Origin of the sequence: Veillonella sp. CHU110 (assembly GCF_003992255.1) — a bacterium.
Classification (GTDB): Bacteria; Bacillota; Negativicutes; order Veillonellales; family Veillonellaceae; genus F0422.
Map to the genome: position 1 here is coordinate 44994 of NZ_RQVA01000001.1, position 16494 is coordinate 61487.

A 16494-nucleotide genomic window follows, 5' to 3' on the forward strand; every position below is an offset into this window, starting at 1 on the left:
ATTAAGGGAATTTTGGAAATTGTTTGAAATCAGGTTTGCGTTTTTCTTTAAATGCATCGCGACCTTCTTTACCTTCATCAGTTGTATAGAACAATAAAGTCGCATCCCCTGCAAATTGTTGTAAGCCTGCTAAACCATCTGTATCAGCATTGAAAGATGCTTTCAAGAAACGAAGTGCCATTGGAGATAATTGAAGAATTTCTTCACACCATTTCACTGTTTCAGCTTCTAATTGATCAAATGGAACTACTGTATTAACAAGCCCCATATCTAAGGCTTCTTTTGCAGAATATTGACGGCATAAGAACCAAATTTCACGAGCTTTTTTATGGCCTACTAAACGTGCTAAGTATCCTGCACCGTAACCAGCATCAAAAGAACCTACGCGAGGGCCTGTTTGACCAAATTTTGCATTTTCAGAAGCGATAGAAAGGTCACATACGATGTGTAACACATGACCACCACCAATAGCAAAACCATTAACCATTGCGATAACAGGTTTTGGAGTAATACGAATTAAATGTTGCAAATCCAACACATTTAAGCGAGGAATTTTGTCATCCCCCACATATCCACCATCTCCACGAACACGTTGGTCACCACCGGAACAAAATGCTTCTTTATCTTCTCCTTGACCATGGTTAGCGCCAGTTAAAATGATAACGCCCACTTCTGCATCTTCGCGAGCAATCGTAAACGCATCAATTAACTCCATCACTGTTTTAGGACGGAATGCATTACGTACTTCTGGACGATTAATCGTAATTTTTGCAATCCCATTATATGTTTCATAAATTACATCTTCGTAATTACGATCTAATACTTTCCAATCGAATTGACTCATAGTTACCTCCAACATGATTAGCTATTGTCTAAATACTCTACCTCATATTATACCAAATACAAAGTAAAATTTATAGCATATCTACATACTTGGTACCGCTCGATGCGCCATAGCTACAGCAATTTCATCTAAATGTAAGACCCCTACTCCCAAATAGATAGCCACACTTAAATGCTCTTGGCTTCGAGCAATGCCTACTTTACCACCTACATTGAGGCCCACACATTTATTTTTCAGCTGCTCTAAGGCTTGTGCCGTAGCCCCTACCACGGCCCCTTTACTGACATGATCATCTTGAATCAAGCCTTGCCGGTCTGCAGCTACCACAGCACGTTCAATTATCTTAGGAATAATATCTGTGAAAGTTCCCCCAAAATCTACCGCACAAGAATGAATTCCTTGAGCTTCAAAGGCTTTTCGCAATGCCATCTCTTCAGCTCGACTTTCAGAAATGGCAACATGCAGTGCTGCTCGTCCTACGCCAATACTCGTTTTTTCCATACTATTTGTCTCCTATCAAGAACGTTGTATATCCCTAAGTATACCGTATATGAAGCCATGTTTCCATATTATTTTCACTAGGACATGGAATATATATTTATGGACAAACAGTATTCCCCCTCTTATAAATAGTAAACAAACAAAATAGCTGCACAAGATATACTTCTTGCACAGCTATTCAAAAGGCATCGTAAATAACAGAATTGGATATAAAGGATAGTATCACCAAGTAACCCTGTAATACATATACGTTACTTTAGAACGCATTACTATTAGCTACCTACAGCTTCAACCATAGAACGAATATACTCATATAACTTTTCTTCACCATTTTGGCCCCATTCACCAATTTGTTTCACAATGGCACTTCCTACGATGGCACCATCAGACACATGAGCCATCGCTTTTGCTTGCTCTGGCGTAGAAATACCAAAGCCCACAGCTACGGGAATATCTGTATATTGACGAATTTGTTGTACAATACTTGCAATGTCTGTCTTTATGTCACTGCGCATACCCGTCACTCCAAGAGAGGACACGCAATACACGAATCCTTCTGCATCTGCCGCAATGTCTTTGATGCGCTGTTCAGATGTTGGGGCAATCAAAGAAATCACAGATACTCCATGCTCTTTTGCTTGTTTACCTAATACTTGTTTTTCCTCAAAAGGACAATCTGGTACAATCACCCCTTGGACACCCACTTCTTCGCAGCGCTTCATGAAGCTTTCAACACCGTACACATAAATAGGATTCATATAGGTCATGAAAACAAGAGGTATCGTCAATGCGTCATCACCTGTACGTAAACGTTGGACCATTTCAAACATATCATCTGTTGTGATACCCGTAGATAAAGCGCGTTCACTGGCTGCTTGAATAACAGGACCTTCTGCCACAGGATCAGAAAAAGGAATGCCGATTTCGATTAAACTGGCCCCAGCTTTTGTCATAGTGCGAATGTATTTCTCTGTTGTTGTAATCCCTTGGTCACCAGCAGTAATAAAAGGGATAAATGCTTTCTTTTTGAAAGCCTGTGCTATTGTTATCTTATTCATGTAAATTCACCCCTCTATATCTTGCCATAGCTGCTACGTCCTTGTCACCACGACCTGATAAGCAGATGATTATACTCTCATCAGGGCTCAATGTAGGAGCCAACCGCAATGCAAGAGCAATGGCATGAGCACTTTCAATGGCTGGAATAATGCCTTCTGTGCGAGATAGATACTCGAAAGCATCCACCGCTTCATCATCGGTGATAGGCACATATTCAGCACGACCACTATCGCGTAAATACGCATGTTCAGGTCCAATACCTGGATAGTCTAAGCCTGCAGAAATAGAATACACTGGTGCAATTTGTCCATAGGAGTTTTGGCAGAAATAGGATTTCATACCATGGAAAATTCCTACTGTCCCCTTTGTCATGGTCGCTGCATGTTCCTCTGTATCAACGCCTTTACCTGCCGCTTCACAACCGATCAATTGTACGCCTTCATCGGGAATAAAATGATAGAACATACCAATGGCATTACTGCCACCACCAACACAAGCTAGGACTGCCGCTGGTAGTTTGCCTTCTTTTTCTAGAATTTGTTCTCTTGCTTCACGACTAATGATGGACTGAAAGTCCCGTACCATCATAGGAAATGGATGGGCACCCATGACAGATCCCAATACGTAGTGCGTATCTGCAATCCGATTTGTCCATTCCCGCATCGCTTCCGACACTGCATCTTTTAAAGTGCTCGTACCAGACGTAACAGGATGTACCTTGGCCCCTAATAGTTCCATACGATACACATTAAGAGCTTGTCGTTCACAATCTTCTTGACCCATGAAGATTTCACATTCCATGCCCATCAAGGCTGCCACTGTTGCGGTAGCCACTCCATGTTGTCCCGCTCCCGTTTCGGCAATGACTCTCGTTTTACCCATTCGTTTTGCTAGTAACATTTGACCTAGCACATTATTTAATTTATGAGAACCCGTATGGTTTAAGTCTTCCCGCTTCAAGTAAATCTTAGCGCCCCCTAAATCCTTCGTCATTTTCTCTGCATAATATAATAAAGAAGGACGACCTGTATAGGATACATGTAGGTCTTCTAATTCTTTGATAAAATCTGGATCCTTTTTATATGTTTCATAGGCTTCTTCTAGTTCAATGATGGCATTCATTAATGTTTCTGGCATGAATTGACCACCAAATTCGCCAAAATAGCCATGACGATGTGTTGTCATACTCTATCTCCTCATCTATTTGTTACTTGTTTAATTAATTGCGACATAGTGCTCATTTTCTTAGCATCTTTTCGTCCATTTATTTCTAGACTGCTACTCATATCTAGTCCATAGGGTTGTAATCTACGAATGGCGCGGGCTACATTATGTAGTCCTATACCACCTGCTAGATAGTATGGGATCTGTACACCTTCTAGCAATGACCAATCCATGGTCTTACCAGTGCCACCACGTTCTTCCTTAGAGTAGGCATCAACCACAAGTCCATCGATAGGTGCATGTTCCCATGGTAACATATCTTCCTTACCTTGCACCTGTATGGCTTTCCATATCTCAACAGATTCTAATTGTTGTTCCTGCAATTGATTCCGTAATGTTTCAATATAGGCTATCGTTTCATCTCCATGTAATTGCACGACTGAAAGTGGCACTGCTTTAGCAATCTCTACAATAGTAGGTATCGTTTCATTTACAAACACACCCACCGGTGAGCTAGATTTGTCACCGTTTGTAATTTTTAAGCTATCTCGCAAATCTCTTGCAATGGATTGGGCTTGCTCTACCGTCACTTGTCGTTTACTAGGAGCAAACACAAAGCCTACGTAATCTGGTCGTATCTCTAGTAATACAGGCACTGTGTCTAATTGAGTTATGCCACAGAATTTTACTTTAGGCTGATAGTTCTCTTCTGTCACTGGGTTAGATTCTGATATTTGTAATGTCTCTAATTCTGATAGCATTAAACTTTTTACTTCCAAAGTTATTAATCCAGTTTCCTTACCAGTCTCTTTCTTTGCTATCAATTCTCTGTTACTATAGCCAAAACGCTTCGGTCTTATAGGTCCATATAGTTCAGCAAGTTTTTCCACTTTATTTGCAGATCGCATGAAGCTTTCGCCCATCAGAGCAGCGTGGATATCGTTGTCTCGCAAACACTGAATATCTGCAGCTGTGTCTAAGCCACTTTCAGAAACGAAAATAACAGAATCATCCACTAAGTTGCGTAGGCGAATGCTATTGTTCACGTCCACTGTAAAATCTTTTAAATTCCGATTATTCACTCCAATGATGCGGGCTCCTATGTTAACAGATCGCAGCACTTCTGTTTCGTCATGAGCTTCTACTAAACAGGATAAGCCCAAACTATCTGCTAGCTCATGAAAGCGTTGCATCGTATCATCATCTAAGATTGCGGCAATCAGTAATATAGCCGAGGCGCCCCATAATTTTGCTTCGTAAATTTGGTATTCATCAATGATAAAATCTTTTCGAAGTACAGGAATGTGTACAACTTCTGCAATTTCTTGTAAATACTGAGGGCTGCCTAAAAAGAAATCTGGCTCTGTCAACACAGAAATCGCTGCTGCCCCTGCCATTTCATAGTCCTTGGCTATCTCTAAATAAGGAAAGTCTTCTGCAATAACCCCTTTCGATGGAGATGCTTTTTTTACTTCACATATAAAATTAAAATCTAACTCTTGTAATGCCTGTTCAAAAGGAAAATCTTTTCTTATGGGCATCCTCTCTACTTGCTGTTGCAACTCTGACAAGGGTAAATTAGCTTTTGCGTCACCAACACGTTTTTCAGTAGCTGCTACAATCTTATCTAATATCATAACTATCTCTATTTCCATCCTACTATTTTGCAATAACCTTATTATCATAGCATGTATATGTCAAAACACCATCAGTAGTATTCATATATCTAAATGATATCACTAGCAGTTCCTGCATCTGCACTATTTAGTTACCAAGATATCTAAATACGTTTTAGGATCTACTATTCCTAAAGTATATCTCCCACTTGATAAATATAATGACAATGACATCCTATTAAGCATTTTGCGAGGCTTTCACAAATTTTACAAGTGCCTCTGCTCCCGCACCGGAATACAGCAGTTCTTCTACCATTTTAAATGCTGTTTCTAAGGTTACCACTCCATCTTTTGCAAGATAATAGGCCATACCCGCATTTAATATAACTGCTGTAGCACGTCCACTCTTATCCTTACCTTCTAGTAAAGTACGAGTAATCATCGCATTTTCTTGTTCATCGCCACCGACTAATTCCTCAGGTGTTGCATAGTCAAACCCATAGTCCTTAGGATCTAGTTCATAGGTTTTGAACGTACCATGATTGATTTCGCACACTGTCGTAGTACCTGTAGCTGTGATCTCATCTAACCCATCACTACCATACACCACGGCACCACGATGTACACCTAAGTTAGATAAGACCTGTGCCAATGGTTCCACTAAGGACCGATCGTACACACCCATAAGCTCTACCGTCGCTCCAGCAGGGTTTGCCAAGGGACCTAAGATATTAAACACCGTTCTGACCCCCATGGCTTTTCGCACAGGACCCGCATATTTCATCGCTTCATGGTACACAGGCGCAAACATAAAGCAAATATTCGCTTCTTCTAAGACTTTTCTATTTTGTTCCCCATTCAGTTCTAGTTTCACGCCCAATGCTTCTAATACATCAGCAGCACCGCATTTGCTAGATACGCTACGATTCCCATGTTTAGCCATAGGAATCCCCGCTGCAGCTAATAAGATGGCCGACGTAGTAGAAATATTAAATGTACTACTGCCATCTCCACCAGTGCCTACAATTTCTACCACCGTATTGTCATGTGGTACAGAACCTGCTTTTTCTCGCATTACTTCAGCAAAAGCTGTAATCTCTGTCACGCTAGGACCTTTCGCTTGCAAGCCGCCTAAAAAGGCTGCCATAGGCACTTCCTGTACATCTCCACTCATAATCGCGTTCATCGTTGCTTTTGCCAATTCATAGGGCATATCTTGACCCTCTGTAACGAGGCGTATTGCTTGTTGTATCATCTGTGTGTCCTCCTAGTATAGATACACACCTGGTCTATTTATTACCTATCAATGTCTCACTATTAGTAAGGTTTTAATCGTAATAGATACAGGTAGATGTATCGTTCCATCTTCTATTTCTTACCCTATCTTTTACTTAATTCCATAGTGCTCTAAAAAATTCTTAACCATTTGCGTTCCCTGTGGTGTCAATATAGATTCTGGATGGAATTGCACGCCATACATCGGGTACGTTCTATGTTCCATGGCCATGATTTCTCCATCTGATGTACGAGCGGTCACCATCAGTTCATCTCCTAGAGTATCCTCTAATACCGCTAAGGAATGATATCGTGCTACAGGAAATTCTTGAGGGATGTCTTTCCATAATATGGAGGGATAACATTGGGTCGCCACACTTTGTTTACCGTGCATCACTTCTTTTGCATACCCTACGGTAGCTCCGAACACTTCACCCATTGCCTGATGACCCAAGCAAATACCTAAAATAGGAAACTCCCCTTGACATGTTTTTAGCAATTCTTCATACACACCTGCATCCTTTGGTCGCCCCGTTCCCGGTGAAAGGATGACACAGTCTGGTGCAAGCTCTCGAATCTCTTCCACTGTCATTTCGTCACTGCGGATAACCTTAATGTCTTTCACTAAAGACCCAATTAGTTGATAAATATTGAACGAAAAACTATCGTAATGATCGATAAGTAATACCATGTTACACCTCCTGCGCCAATGTGATGGCTGTCACCATAGATTGTGCCTTATGGATCGTTTCATTGTACTCATTTACTGGTACACTATCTCGCACAATGCCACCTCCGGACCGAACAAAGACTCTTCCCTCTTTTGCCATCGCCATACGAATCCCGATACACACATCCATATTGCCAGAAAAATCTAAGTACCCTACAGCACCACCGTAAACGCCACGTGGGCTTTTCTCTAATTCTTGTAAAATCTGAATCGCTCGAATTTTAGGAGCTCCCGATAAAGTACCTGCTGGCAAGGTAGCACCAATAGCATCTAAAGCATCAAACTCTGTTCGTAAGGTCCCTTTCACTGTACTTGTTAAATGGATGACATGAGAGAACCGTTGTAATTGATGAAGTGCTTCCACTTGAACAGATCCAAATTCACAGATTTTACCAATATCGTTACGACCTAAATCGACGAGCATATTATGTTCCGCTAATTCTTTTTCATCTTTACTTAACTTATCCTCTTGCGCCCTATCTTCCTCTTCATTCTTGCCCCGTGGTAATGTGCCCGCAATAGGGAAAGTGTAAACACTTCTATCTTGTAATTTCACCAATGTTTCCGGAGATGCACCCGTTATTTCTACAGATTTACCACTCATATAGAACATATACGGAGATGGATTCATCGTTCTCAGTACACGATACGCATTGAGTAAACTGCCCTTGAATTTAGCTTCTCTACGGTTGGATACGACCGCTTGGAAAATATCTCCTTCTGTGATGTAATGTTGCGTTTTTCGTACTACCTCTTGGTATTCTTCAGAGGTAAACTCAGAGGTGAATTCACTTTCCAGTACACCACGTTCGATATGAGCTTCTTCGCCATCTTTCACCAAGTCTGCTAAGGCTTGTAGTTCTAATTGAGTTCGCTCATAGTTGCGCTCTATATCATCTGTACGGACATGGCCGATAATATAGATTTTATTCTTGTAATGGTCGAAAGCAATGACTTTATCAAAGAGCATAAGATCTACATCGTTTACCATACTAGTATCTGTATCACTAATATGTTGATCTAAGGTAGGCTCAATGTAACGAATGTATTCATAGGCGAAGTATCCCACAAATCCACCTGTGAAAGTTGGCAATTCTAATACCCTAGGGCTTTTATATTGACCTAAGATGTTTCGAATTTCTTCCGCCGGATTATGACATGTGAACGTACGTGTCATATCTCCTTTAATCGTCATCGTATGGTTTTTGCATGTGACTTCTAACAATGGATTATAACCTAAGAAAGAATATCGCCCCCAGTGATGGGTGTTATCTGCACTTTCCAATAAGAATGTGTGCGCACTCACTTTTTTTAATGCTTTCAGTACAGAAATAGGTGTGCGAATATCCGATAATAATTCCACGTACACCGGTACGATGTCGTACCCTTGTCCCAATTGTTTCACTGTTTCTAATGATGGTTTCATAAATCCTCCTGCAATAAAAAAACTCGCCCTAGACTATACGTCAAGGACGAGTTCATATGCTAAATAACTGCACAAATGCGCAGAAAGATTCATATAAATCGCGGTACCACCTTGTTTGAATGCATGCATTCCCCTTTGCAGGATACTATCATATCCCTCACGATTAACGCTCATGACACGTTATGCTATACTAGGACGAATTGTCCGTTCCCCATACCCTCGGTGGTCCATTTAATAGACTGCGTTCTGCGGGGCTCTCAGCTACCCCCACTCTCTGGAAGTGCACGTTCTATTTTTATCTCCACCTCATCGGTTTGTTAGGCGAGTATTAAATTATGTATCAAATATTATCACACTAAAATACATTTGTCTACTGAATATTAACATTTTTTCTATATTTTTTATAGGAATATCCTATATCACCTATAGATACTCCCTATAGGTATATATCTACTAAGCATAAAAGCGAATGATCGCATAAGCACTCCCTATAGCTACGTAACTACTCTGCATGAAAGCGAATATTCTCATATCTACTCCTTACCATGTAGAATAGAAAAAATAATCTTCTTGATGCCATAGTATAGTGGTTGTAAAACAATTTTACGATCATATTGATTCTTTACCTTATACTAGTTCTTTTAAAACCGCTACCTCTACCTGCCCAGGTGCTGATGCTTGTCCCAGTGTACCAAAGGTCAAACAATTTCCAAACACATTGCCACAAATACGTGTCATCTGCCCTAATTGCCCCATAGACATGGTAATCCGTGGCAACTGTGGATATTTTCTCGTTAATTCTTTTGTAAATTGTAACACGGAAAATACGTCATCACTCGTTGTTGGCATCAAAGCAAACTTAATCACGGAAGCTCCTGCAGATATCATTTGCTCTGCATAGAGATGCAGCGTATCTCTCTCCAAGGTTTTGCGGAAATTATGATAACTTATTACCGTTTGTATCCCTTGATGATGAGCTTGTTTGATAATTTGACCGATTGTATCTGTATAGGCAAACAACTCCACATCGATAGCTTGCACTATGTTTTGATCCACTATAGCTTGTAATAAGTGGCCATAATTTTCACTACGTATTGATGTTTCTCCACCCTCAGCTAAGGTGCGCCATGTAAATAATATAGGCATTTTTTCATATCTAGAATGCACTTCTTCTACCAAGTGTACTATTGTTGGTATGTACTCTTCTTCAGATATATGGAAATCCTTCATCCACATATCTGGGCGCAGCTCAATAAGGTCCACCTTTGCTTGCACTGCCTCTTGCATCTGTGAAAGTATATCTTCTACCGTCGGTCCTACAATAGGAACGCAGATGGCACAGGTGTTAATTTGTATTGGATTATGTGATAAGTCTTTAGTCATCTATCTCTCCTCATGAATGTAGTATTACTTGTATTTTTACCTCTACCTATATGCATTTAGACAAATTACATGTCCCAAAAAAGCTTTTAATAGACTACAATTATACTAATTCTAGTCTATTACTAAAATAAATATAATTGCTAACACTATACCACATGTAGCCTCCATAATAAAAGCCAAACTATGAAGTCATGTACTCCATAATTTGGCTTTTTTATATTTCAATTAATTAATGCTATGTATGTAAATTAATCAGATTTCTATTTAGCTTCTGCTGGTGCCGTTTTCACAATAAACGCAAGGGCAATCACATGACCGATCCACACGACTCCCATAACGTATAACGCTACTGGCATATTGCGCATACCATAAGCACCAATGCCCAATAAAATAGACACAGACACTAAAATATTAATCTTAGTGCGCAGAGGCATGCCACTTTTATTTTTAAACGGTTCTACATAGTTTGCATACAGCTTAGAGTTTACAAACTTCTCATGGAATCGTTTAGAACCTCGAGCAAAACAAAATACAGCAAATAAATAAAACGGAACCGTTGGCAATAAAGGCAATACGATTCCCAACGACCCTAAGCCAAAGCTAATAGCACCTAATACAATCCAAATATAACGAATCACACCCGTTGATTCTTGTACCTCTTTTGTTACTGTTTCTTTCACTTGTCACCCCTATATAAGATATATTCTGATACGTTTACTCCATATTTGAAAATGTTGGAATATCCTCTTTGTTTATACTTTCAACCTCAAAATCTGAAGAAAGGATATTGTGTTATGCCACAAAAATACATCAGGATGCAATCTTCACTATAAATTGACTAAACTTTGCAGTCTGATGCAATCTCTGTCTAAAATAAATTAATTTTTGCACTCCAATGTAATTTTCATTCTATAATAAATAATCTTTGCATCTAAAAGCAATCTTTTTTTTGCAATGTAGTCGTTATATTACAATATAATTTTAGATACGCAGAGAATACCCCATACCATTGATAGATTATAGTCCTATATTCCCATACTAGTGAACAGAGCATGATAATAGAGGATAGCTAACTTACTTCGTTAACTATCCTCTATGGTATATCATTATGTACTGAATGCTAGTCTATCATACTGTGTATTAGTACATAGACATAAGCCAACGTCTATAAGACTTTATAGTATCTTGTATTAGAATTTGTAAGTACCTTGGATACGAGTGTAGTTACCTAATTTAAAGTTTTCTGCACCGTATAATGTATCACGTTCTCCAATGCTCTTCGCATCAAATGTGTAGAATGCTTCTAGTAATAAATCTTTACGAGGAACATAGCCACCACCTAATGTAAAGCTACGGATACCATCTAAGTAACGATCAGGCACAGCACCTGTACCATTACCACCGAAGAAGGAACCATGTGCAAAGTATTTGTAATCCATGAAGGCATTCCAGCTACCAGGTCTTGTGTAGTCAGATTGACCGATATCAAGACGAGCTGTCCAGAAGTGAGGAGTACCACCCATGGAGTGACCTTTCACTGTGAAGTCAGCTGTATTTCGTACATGATCAAAGTTTGTATGACCGTTCATATAGCGACCGAAATCACTGCGATTCAAACCATAATCTAAGGAAAGTAATGCATTATGACCTAATTGATATTGTGCACCGATGGCAAAGATATTTGCTAATCGATTCGTTGTGTACGTATCATTTGTCAAGTCAGGAACTTCCGTTGTTACATCTCCGTAAATAGGTTTTGGATCCCAATCGTCTGTATGTCCTACTATAGCACGGTGAGTAAGCATCTTAGTTTTTGCATGACCAGCTTGCATTGTGTGTTCATTATTGTTCAAGGAACGTAAGAACCATGCTTGAATACCTAACCGCGGATTGACTTGTGTTTTATATTGAGCAAAGATAGCTTTATCAATAGCCGGAATCGTATCACGTTCTAGTTTCAAGCCTGTCACTTTAATTGGTTTACCAATTACTTTTTCCAAAGATGCACGAGGCAATGCATTTCCTTGTTCAGAATCTTGAATCGCCAATTTTAAAAGACTTAAGTATTGTTTTGCAATGGAAGGTAATGTATTATCACCATAGTCATTTTTCTCTGGGTTAAAGTTACCACCTTTTAGTTCTTCTACTAGGTTGTAATCATTCATTTTATATCCATTAGGATATTCATAATCACCTTTTTTGAAGACTTTAACCACGCGTTTGAACTTATACTCATTTACTGGGTTCGACCATTTACTTGCTTCAGAAGAATAAGGGGATATCTTTTTATAATGGTCACCTTCCATCTTATAGATTTCCATATCTTTTAAAGCTAAATTCTTATTGTCTCTATCATATAGATGGATTTCATTCCAATTTGTTTTAGCTAACAATTCAGCAGCCGCCATATAGCCTTCTTCTAACTGTGCTTTATGTTTATCAATATAGTCTGGCGTCAATATAGAACTATCTGATAAAGGAGCTGCTAATTTTTTATTTAGAGCTTCTTTTTCTACTACTTTCAATTCATACAAGATTTTATTTTTTTCTGTTTTGAATTGTTTTTCAGCATCAGAATCGTTAGGTCGGATTTTGTCTTCACTATACGTAATGTTAGGACTATAATCATTCATTTTCACTTGTAGTAAAGCTGTATTATGATTAGCATCCTCTACTTCATAGAACATCAACATACTTTCAGAGTCTTTTTCCATTCTGTATGATATGTATTTATCTTTAATGAGTTCTGGATATGCCTCATTCAGAATCTTAGCCATACGTTGAATGATTTCAGTTTTTTTAGCATCTTTTTCCGCATCCGTCGCATTCGGCATAGATGCATCTACATCCGCTAATTGTTCTAAGAAATATAGGTTTTCATTTTTACCCTTGAATTCCTTCAAGTACGTTTCCATCGGCGATCCTTCACCAGGAACCTTCTTACCATCTACTTCATCTACAACACCCCATTTATCAGCATACATCGCTTTATCTACATCGTATGGATATAAGTGATTTAAACCAATAAATTCTTCTAATGTTGGAGCTCTGAAGTAGGTAGAGTATGTACTATGGCTATACGCAGAGTCTGTAATACCAGTACTTGCTTTGAAAGATCCAATACCTGTACGGAATTGATTGCGTTGGTCTGTCCAAACAGCACGAATGCCATCAAACGTTTTATTAAACCAATAACCAGTAGTACCCATAGATTCAGATAAACGTCCGATTGAGAAGTCCCAACGTCCATTAGAATTTGTTACGTCCAAGTTTTCCAATCGTTGTTTATTAAGTCCTTGTGAGTTAACTGTTGTGCTTGCTGTATCAACGGAATGAGTACCACTTGCACTTGCTAACACTTTCACATTCGTATGGTCATTGATTTTTGCATCTACACCAAAACGAATACGTTGTTCTAAACCATGTTCTCGTTGATCTTTAAGGTTGTATTCTGCATCTCCTACATAAGCAGTACTTGTATATAAAGATTGAGGTCGTTCAGAACCACCATGAGCCATTAAGCGTGCACGGTAATCTCCGATAAATTGAGTGCCTACTTCTTTATTGCCATCAAATGGACGTTCTAAGAACTGATGCGCATGTCCCATATCATCGCCATTGACTCTAGCTAACGCAGTATCAACTTGAGTTTGAGAAATTGGGGTTGTAGATCCTGCATTACTATTCGCTGTACCTGTTGCTTGTGCTTTCGCATTTGTATCTTTATGTGCACCACCAGGGCCGAATTTTAGGTTCACACCAAAACGATATACACGAGCTTGTGTAGCACGATCATCGTCACGATGATCAAAGATATTATTTACACCAAAATATACTAATGAATCGTCACTGAACTTACGTTGAACCATCGCATTCCATGTGCCATACGATTTTTCTTCATATTCATTAGAAACATTGTAAATAGCACTATCTTCATCAATTCGTCCAATCCAATAGTTGGATCTATTTTTTTGTGTATTACTATCCAACATTTTATGATAATAGTCTGCCCAAAGTTGTGCATTCCATTTTTTAGTTTCATAAGTAATACCAAAATCAAATTTATTTGTTGGACGGTCCAATAAATGTGCTGGCATTGTTGGATCAGATTGGTTCAACGCTTGTAAATGAGTCCAACCAAATCGTGTACTCCAATGTGAGCCAAATTTATGTTTCCATTCGATTTGAGCCCCTGTGATTCGAGCTTTACCAATATTTTTAAAGCTGTAAATTAAATCTGGTGCTTGCATCCATTTATCTTGGTTGCCTAACTGAGGTGCCCAATCTTGTAACTTACCTGTGTAATATACAGACATGTAGTTGGTAATACGGTTTTGGAATATACCGAAACGGGCATAGTCGTTTTTCCCTTCCCCTTCAAAACTAATGTCGATATTTTTGGATGTTTCAGGTTTTAAATTAGGGTTGCCTGCCCAGTACCAACCCATTTTAGCAACACCTTGTGCCACTGGATTGGAGCCAAACATTTGCCAGTTATACCACAATTCACCCATACCTGGTTCAGAGTAACCAGTGCCCACATTGACTTTCAATCGACGATGAGCATTAGAATTTACATTATAGGTAGCACCTAAATTCCAAGATAAATGGCTGCCGAACAAGTTACTCTTGTCGATACGAATCGTAGGTTGTACTAACAAGTCTTTATTCACTTGCCATGCATCAGACAAGTACACATTTGTCTTGTTAATAGTGCCTTCACCTTCTGTAATTCGTTGTTCACGTTCGCGAAATTTTTCTAAGAATTTGACGCCTTTGTATGTTGGTGCTTTTGCTCTTTCGGCTGGATCTAAGGATTCACCTTGAGTAAAGTATTTTACATAAACAGAAGATGCATTTAAATTATTTTCTTTCTTCAACGCATCATTAAATTTTACAATTTTTTCCCAATGTGCGTCATCCACACCAAAATCAGATAAGTTATTGTAATAAGAGGATGGATCTGTTGTTTTATTAGGATCATCTAACTTATGTTCTCTCAAATATTCATATGTAATCGGTGGAATGTCGCTTTCTTTCTCAGCTCCATAATATTCATAATCTTTATCCCAAATAGGTAATCCTTCTTTGCTTGGTTTAAATTTATAATCATGAATATGAGAATATAAACGAAGACTATTGTCCCCTGGTCGACGTTGTAGACGGTCTACGCCAGCAACTAACAAGTTTTTATCATAATCCCATGGATCAATATATCTTGTTTTTACATTTGGAGAACTTTTTAGTCGACTACCAAATCCAGTCTCATGAGTTTTTGCCACGCCCCAACTCAATGTATGCTTTTCTCCAATAGCGGAATTTGCATTGAAGCGGATATCTGTTTGACGATGGTCTACATCATCAATGTATTTCAACTCATTTTTACCTTCGTATTGGGAGCGTCCGCTGTAATTAATTAAGGAAATATCATTTTCATTGATACGAGAATGGTTAACTTCTAATTTCCAATCACTAGCACCACCTCGACCATTCCAAATCATATTGAATGTATTACGATTACTATCGCGTTTAAAATGACGTTGAGGTTCCATTGGAGACGTACTGTGCTTTACATCACGTTGCAAATCTTCAGTATATCGATTTAAACGTACTTGAATATTATTTTCTTTGTTAATATCATAGACAGCATTCAAACCAATATCAGATGTGTCACCGTAGAAACGAAGTACATTGGGCTTGAATTCACCTTCTAATTTATCTCCCGTATCTCTTCTTTCTTGCGTAGCATATACAGGTAAAATATCCCGTTTACTACCAGAGATAGCTACACGCACTTTACCCATTTGACCAGAGTCAGCACGCAAAAAGAAGTTGGAGTTTTTGAACCCTGTTTCCCCACCTTTAGCACGAGAGCCTTCACCATTAATTTGGATCGTTGGTTTTTTCGCCGCTTTTTTAGTGATGATGTTCACCACACCACCAATTGCATCAGCACCATATTTGGCACTAGCAGAACCTTGAACAATTTCAATACGTTCTACATTTTCTGTACCAAGACGCATTACTTCATCCGCAGCGCCACTAAATTTAGCTAAGTCACCAAGTACAGCTTGTCCATCTACCAAAATTAAAGTATGGCGAGCTTCTGCACCACGAATAGATACACCTACACGACCCATGGAATCAACAGTTTTAGAGACGCCACTTTCAGTGAAAATGATATCTTCTACTGATTTAGCTTGTTTCTCTTCAATATCTTTTTTAGTAATTATACTCACTTGTTGTGAGTTATACTTTGCTTCTTCATGCGCTCTATCAGCTGTTACATACACAGAACCCTCAGCTTGCACTGCGTTCGAGTACATCAGGCCTGGTAACGCTATCCATGTAGCGATAGCACAGGATAACATAAAGTATTTTTGTTGCTTTCTACGAGATGTCGTCATTGCAATCTACTCCCAATTTAATCAAATAAACTAAAACACAAAAATAATACAAATGACAAAAAATATCATTTTCTCTTAATTTTATATTA

At 38.9% G+C, this 16494-nt stretch carries 11 protein-coding genes; all 11 read right to left on the reverse strand.

Going from position 1 to position 16494, the window contains the following annotated elements:
- Position 1: 1 nt before the first annotated feature.
- The 11 genes from menB to EO122_RS00300 all read right to left on the reverse strand — a co-directional run bounded on the left by menB (position 2) and on the right by EO122_RS00300 (position 16405).
- Entirely contained in the window at positions 2-844 is an 843-nt protein-coding gene (gene menB / locus EO122_RS00250; RefSeq protein WP_126937465.1) for a 1,4-dihydroxy-2-naphthoyl-CoA synthase, read from the reverse strand.
- A gap of 81 nt (positions 845-925) precedes the next feature.
- On the reverse strand, positions 926-1345 hold the full coding sequence (locus EO122_RS00255; protein WP_127008857.1) for a HutP family protein: 420 nt from the start codon (positions 1343-1345) through the stop codon (positions 926-928).
- Between the two features lie 272 nt (positions 1346-1617).
- On the reverse strand, positions 1618-2403 hold the full coding sequence (gene trpA, locus EO122_RS00260; RefSeq protein WP_127008858.1) for a tryptophan synthase subunit alpha: 786 nt from the start codon (positions 2401-2403) through the stop codon (positions 1618-1620).
- On the reverse strand, positions 2396-3589 hold the full coding sequence (gene trpB, locus EO122_RS00265) for a tryptophan synthase subunit beta (RefSeq protein WP_127008859.1): 1194 nt from the start codon (positions 3587-3589) through the stop codon (positions 2396-2398). Before trpB ends, trpA begins: the two co-directional genes overlap by 8 nt.
- A gap of 11 nt (positions 3590-3600) precedes the next feature.
- Complete coding sequence (trpC, locus tag EO122_RS00270) at positions 3601-5205, reverse strand: indole-3-glycerol phosphate synthase TrpC (RefSeq protein ID WP_127008860.1); 1605 nt, start codon at positions 5203-5205, stop codon at positions 3601-3603.
- A 217-nt stretch (positions 5206-5422) separates the two neighbouring features.
- A complete protein-coding gene (gene trpD, locus EO122_RS00275) occupies positions 5423-6439 on the reverse strand; it encodes an anthranilate phosphoribosyltransferase (RefSeq protein WP_127008861.1) in 1017 nt (338 codons plus the stop codon).
- Positions 6440-6571: 132 nt separating this feature from the next.
- Entirely contained in the window at positions 6572-7150 is a 579-nt protein-coding gene (locus EO122_RS00280) for an aminodeoxychorismate/anthranilate synthase component II (RefSeq protein WP_127008862.1), read from the reverse strand.
- Between the two features lies 1 nt (position 7151).
- The gene (locus EO122_RS00285; RefSeq protein WP_127008863.1) at positions 7152-8615 is read right to left on the reverse strand and encodes an anthranilate synthase component I family protein; all 1464 of its coding nucleotides are present in this window, start codon (positions 8613-8615) and stop codon (positions 7152-7154) included.
- A gap of 627 nt (positions 8616-9242) precedes the next feature.
- Complete coding sequence (gene aroD / locus EO122_RS00290; RefSeq protein ID WP_127008864.1) at positions 9243-9998, reverse strand: type I 3-dehydroquinate dehydratase; 756 nt, start codon at positions 9996-9998, stop codon at positions 9243-9245.
- A gap of 260 nt (positions 9999-10258) precedes the next feature.
- The gene (locus tag EO122_RS00295; RefSeq protein WP_127008865.1) at positions 10259-10678 is read right to left on the reverse strand and encodes a YbaN family protein; all 420 of its coding nucleotides are present in this window, start codon (positions 10676-10678) and stop codon (positions 10259-10261) included.
- Positions 10679-11188: 510 nt separating this feature from the next.
- Entirely contained in the window at positions 11189-16405 is a 5217-nt protein-coding gene (locus EO122_RS00300; RefSeq protein WP_127008866.1) for a TonB-dependent siderophore receptor, read from the reverse strand.
- Positions 16406-16494 lie beyond the last annotated feature (89 nt).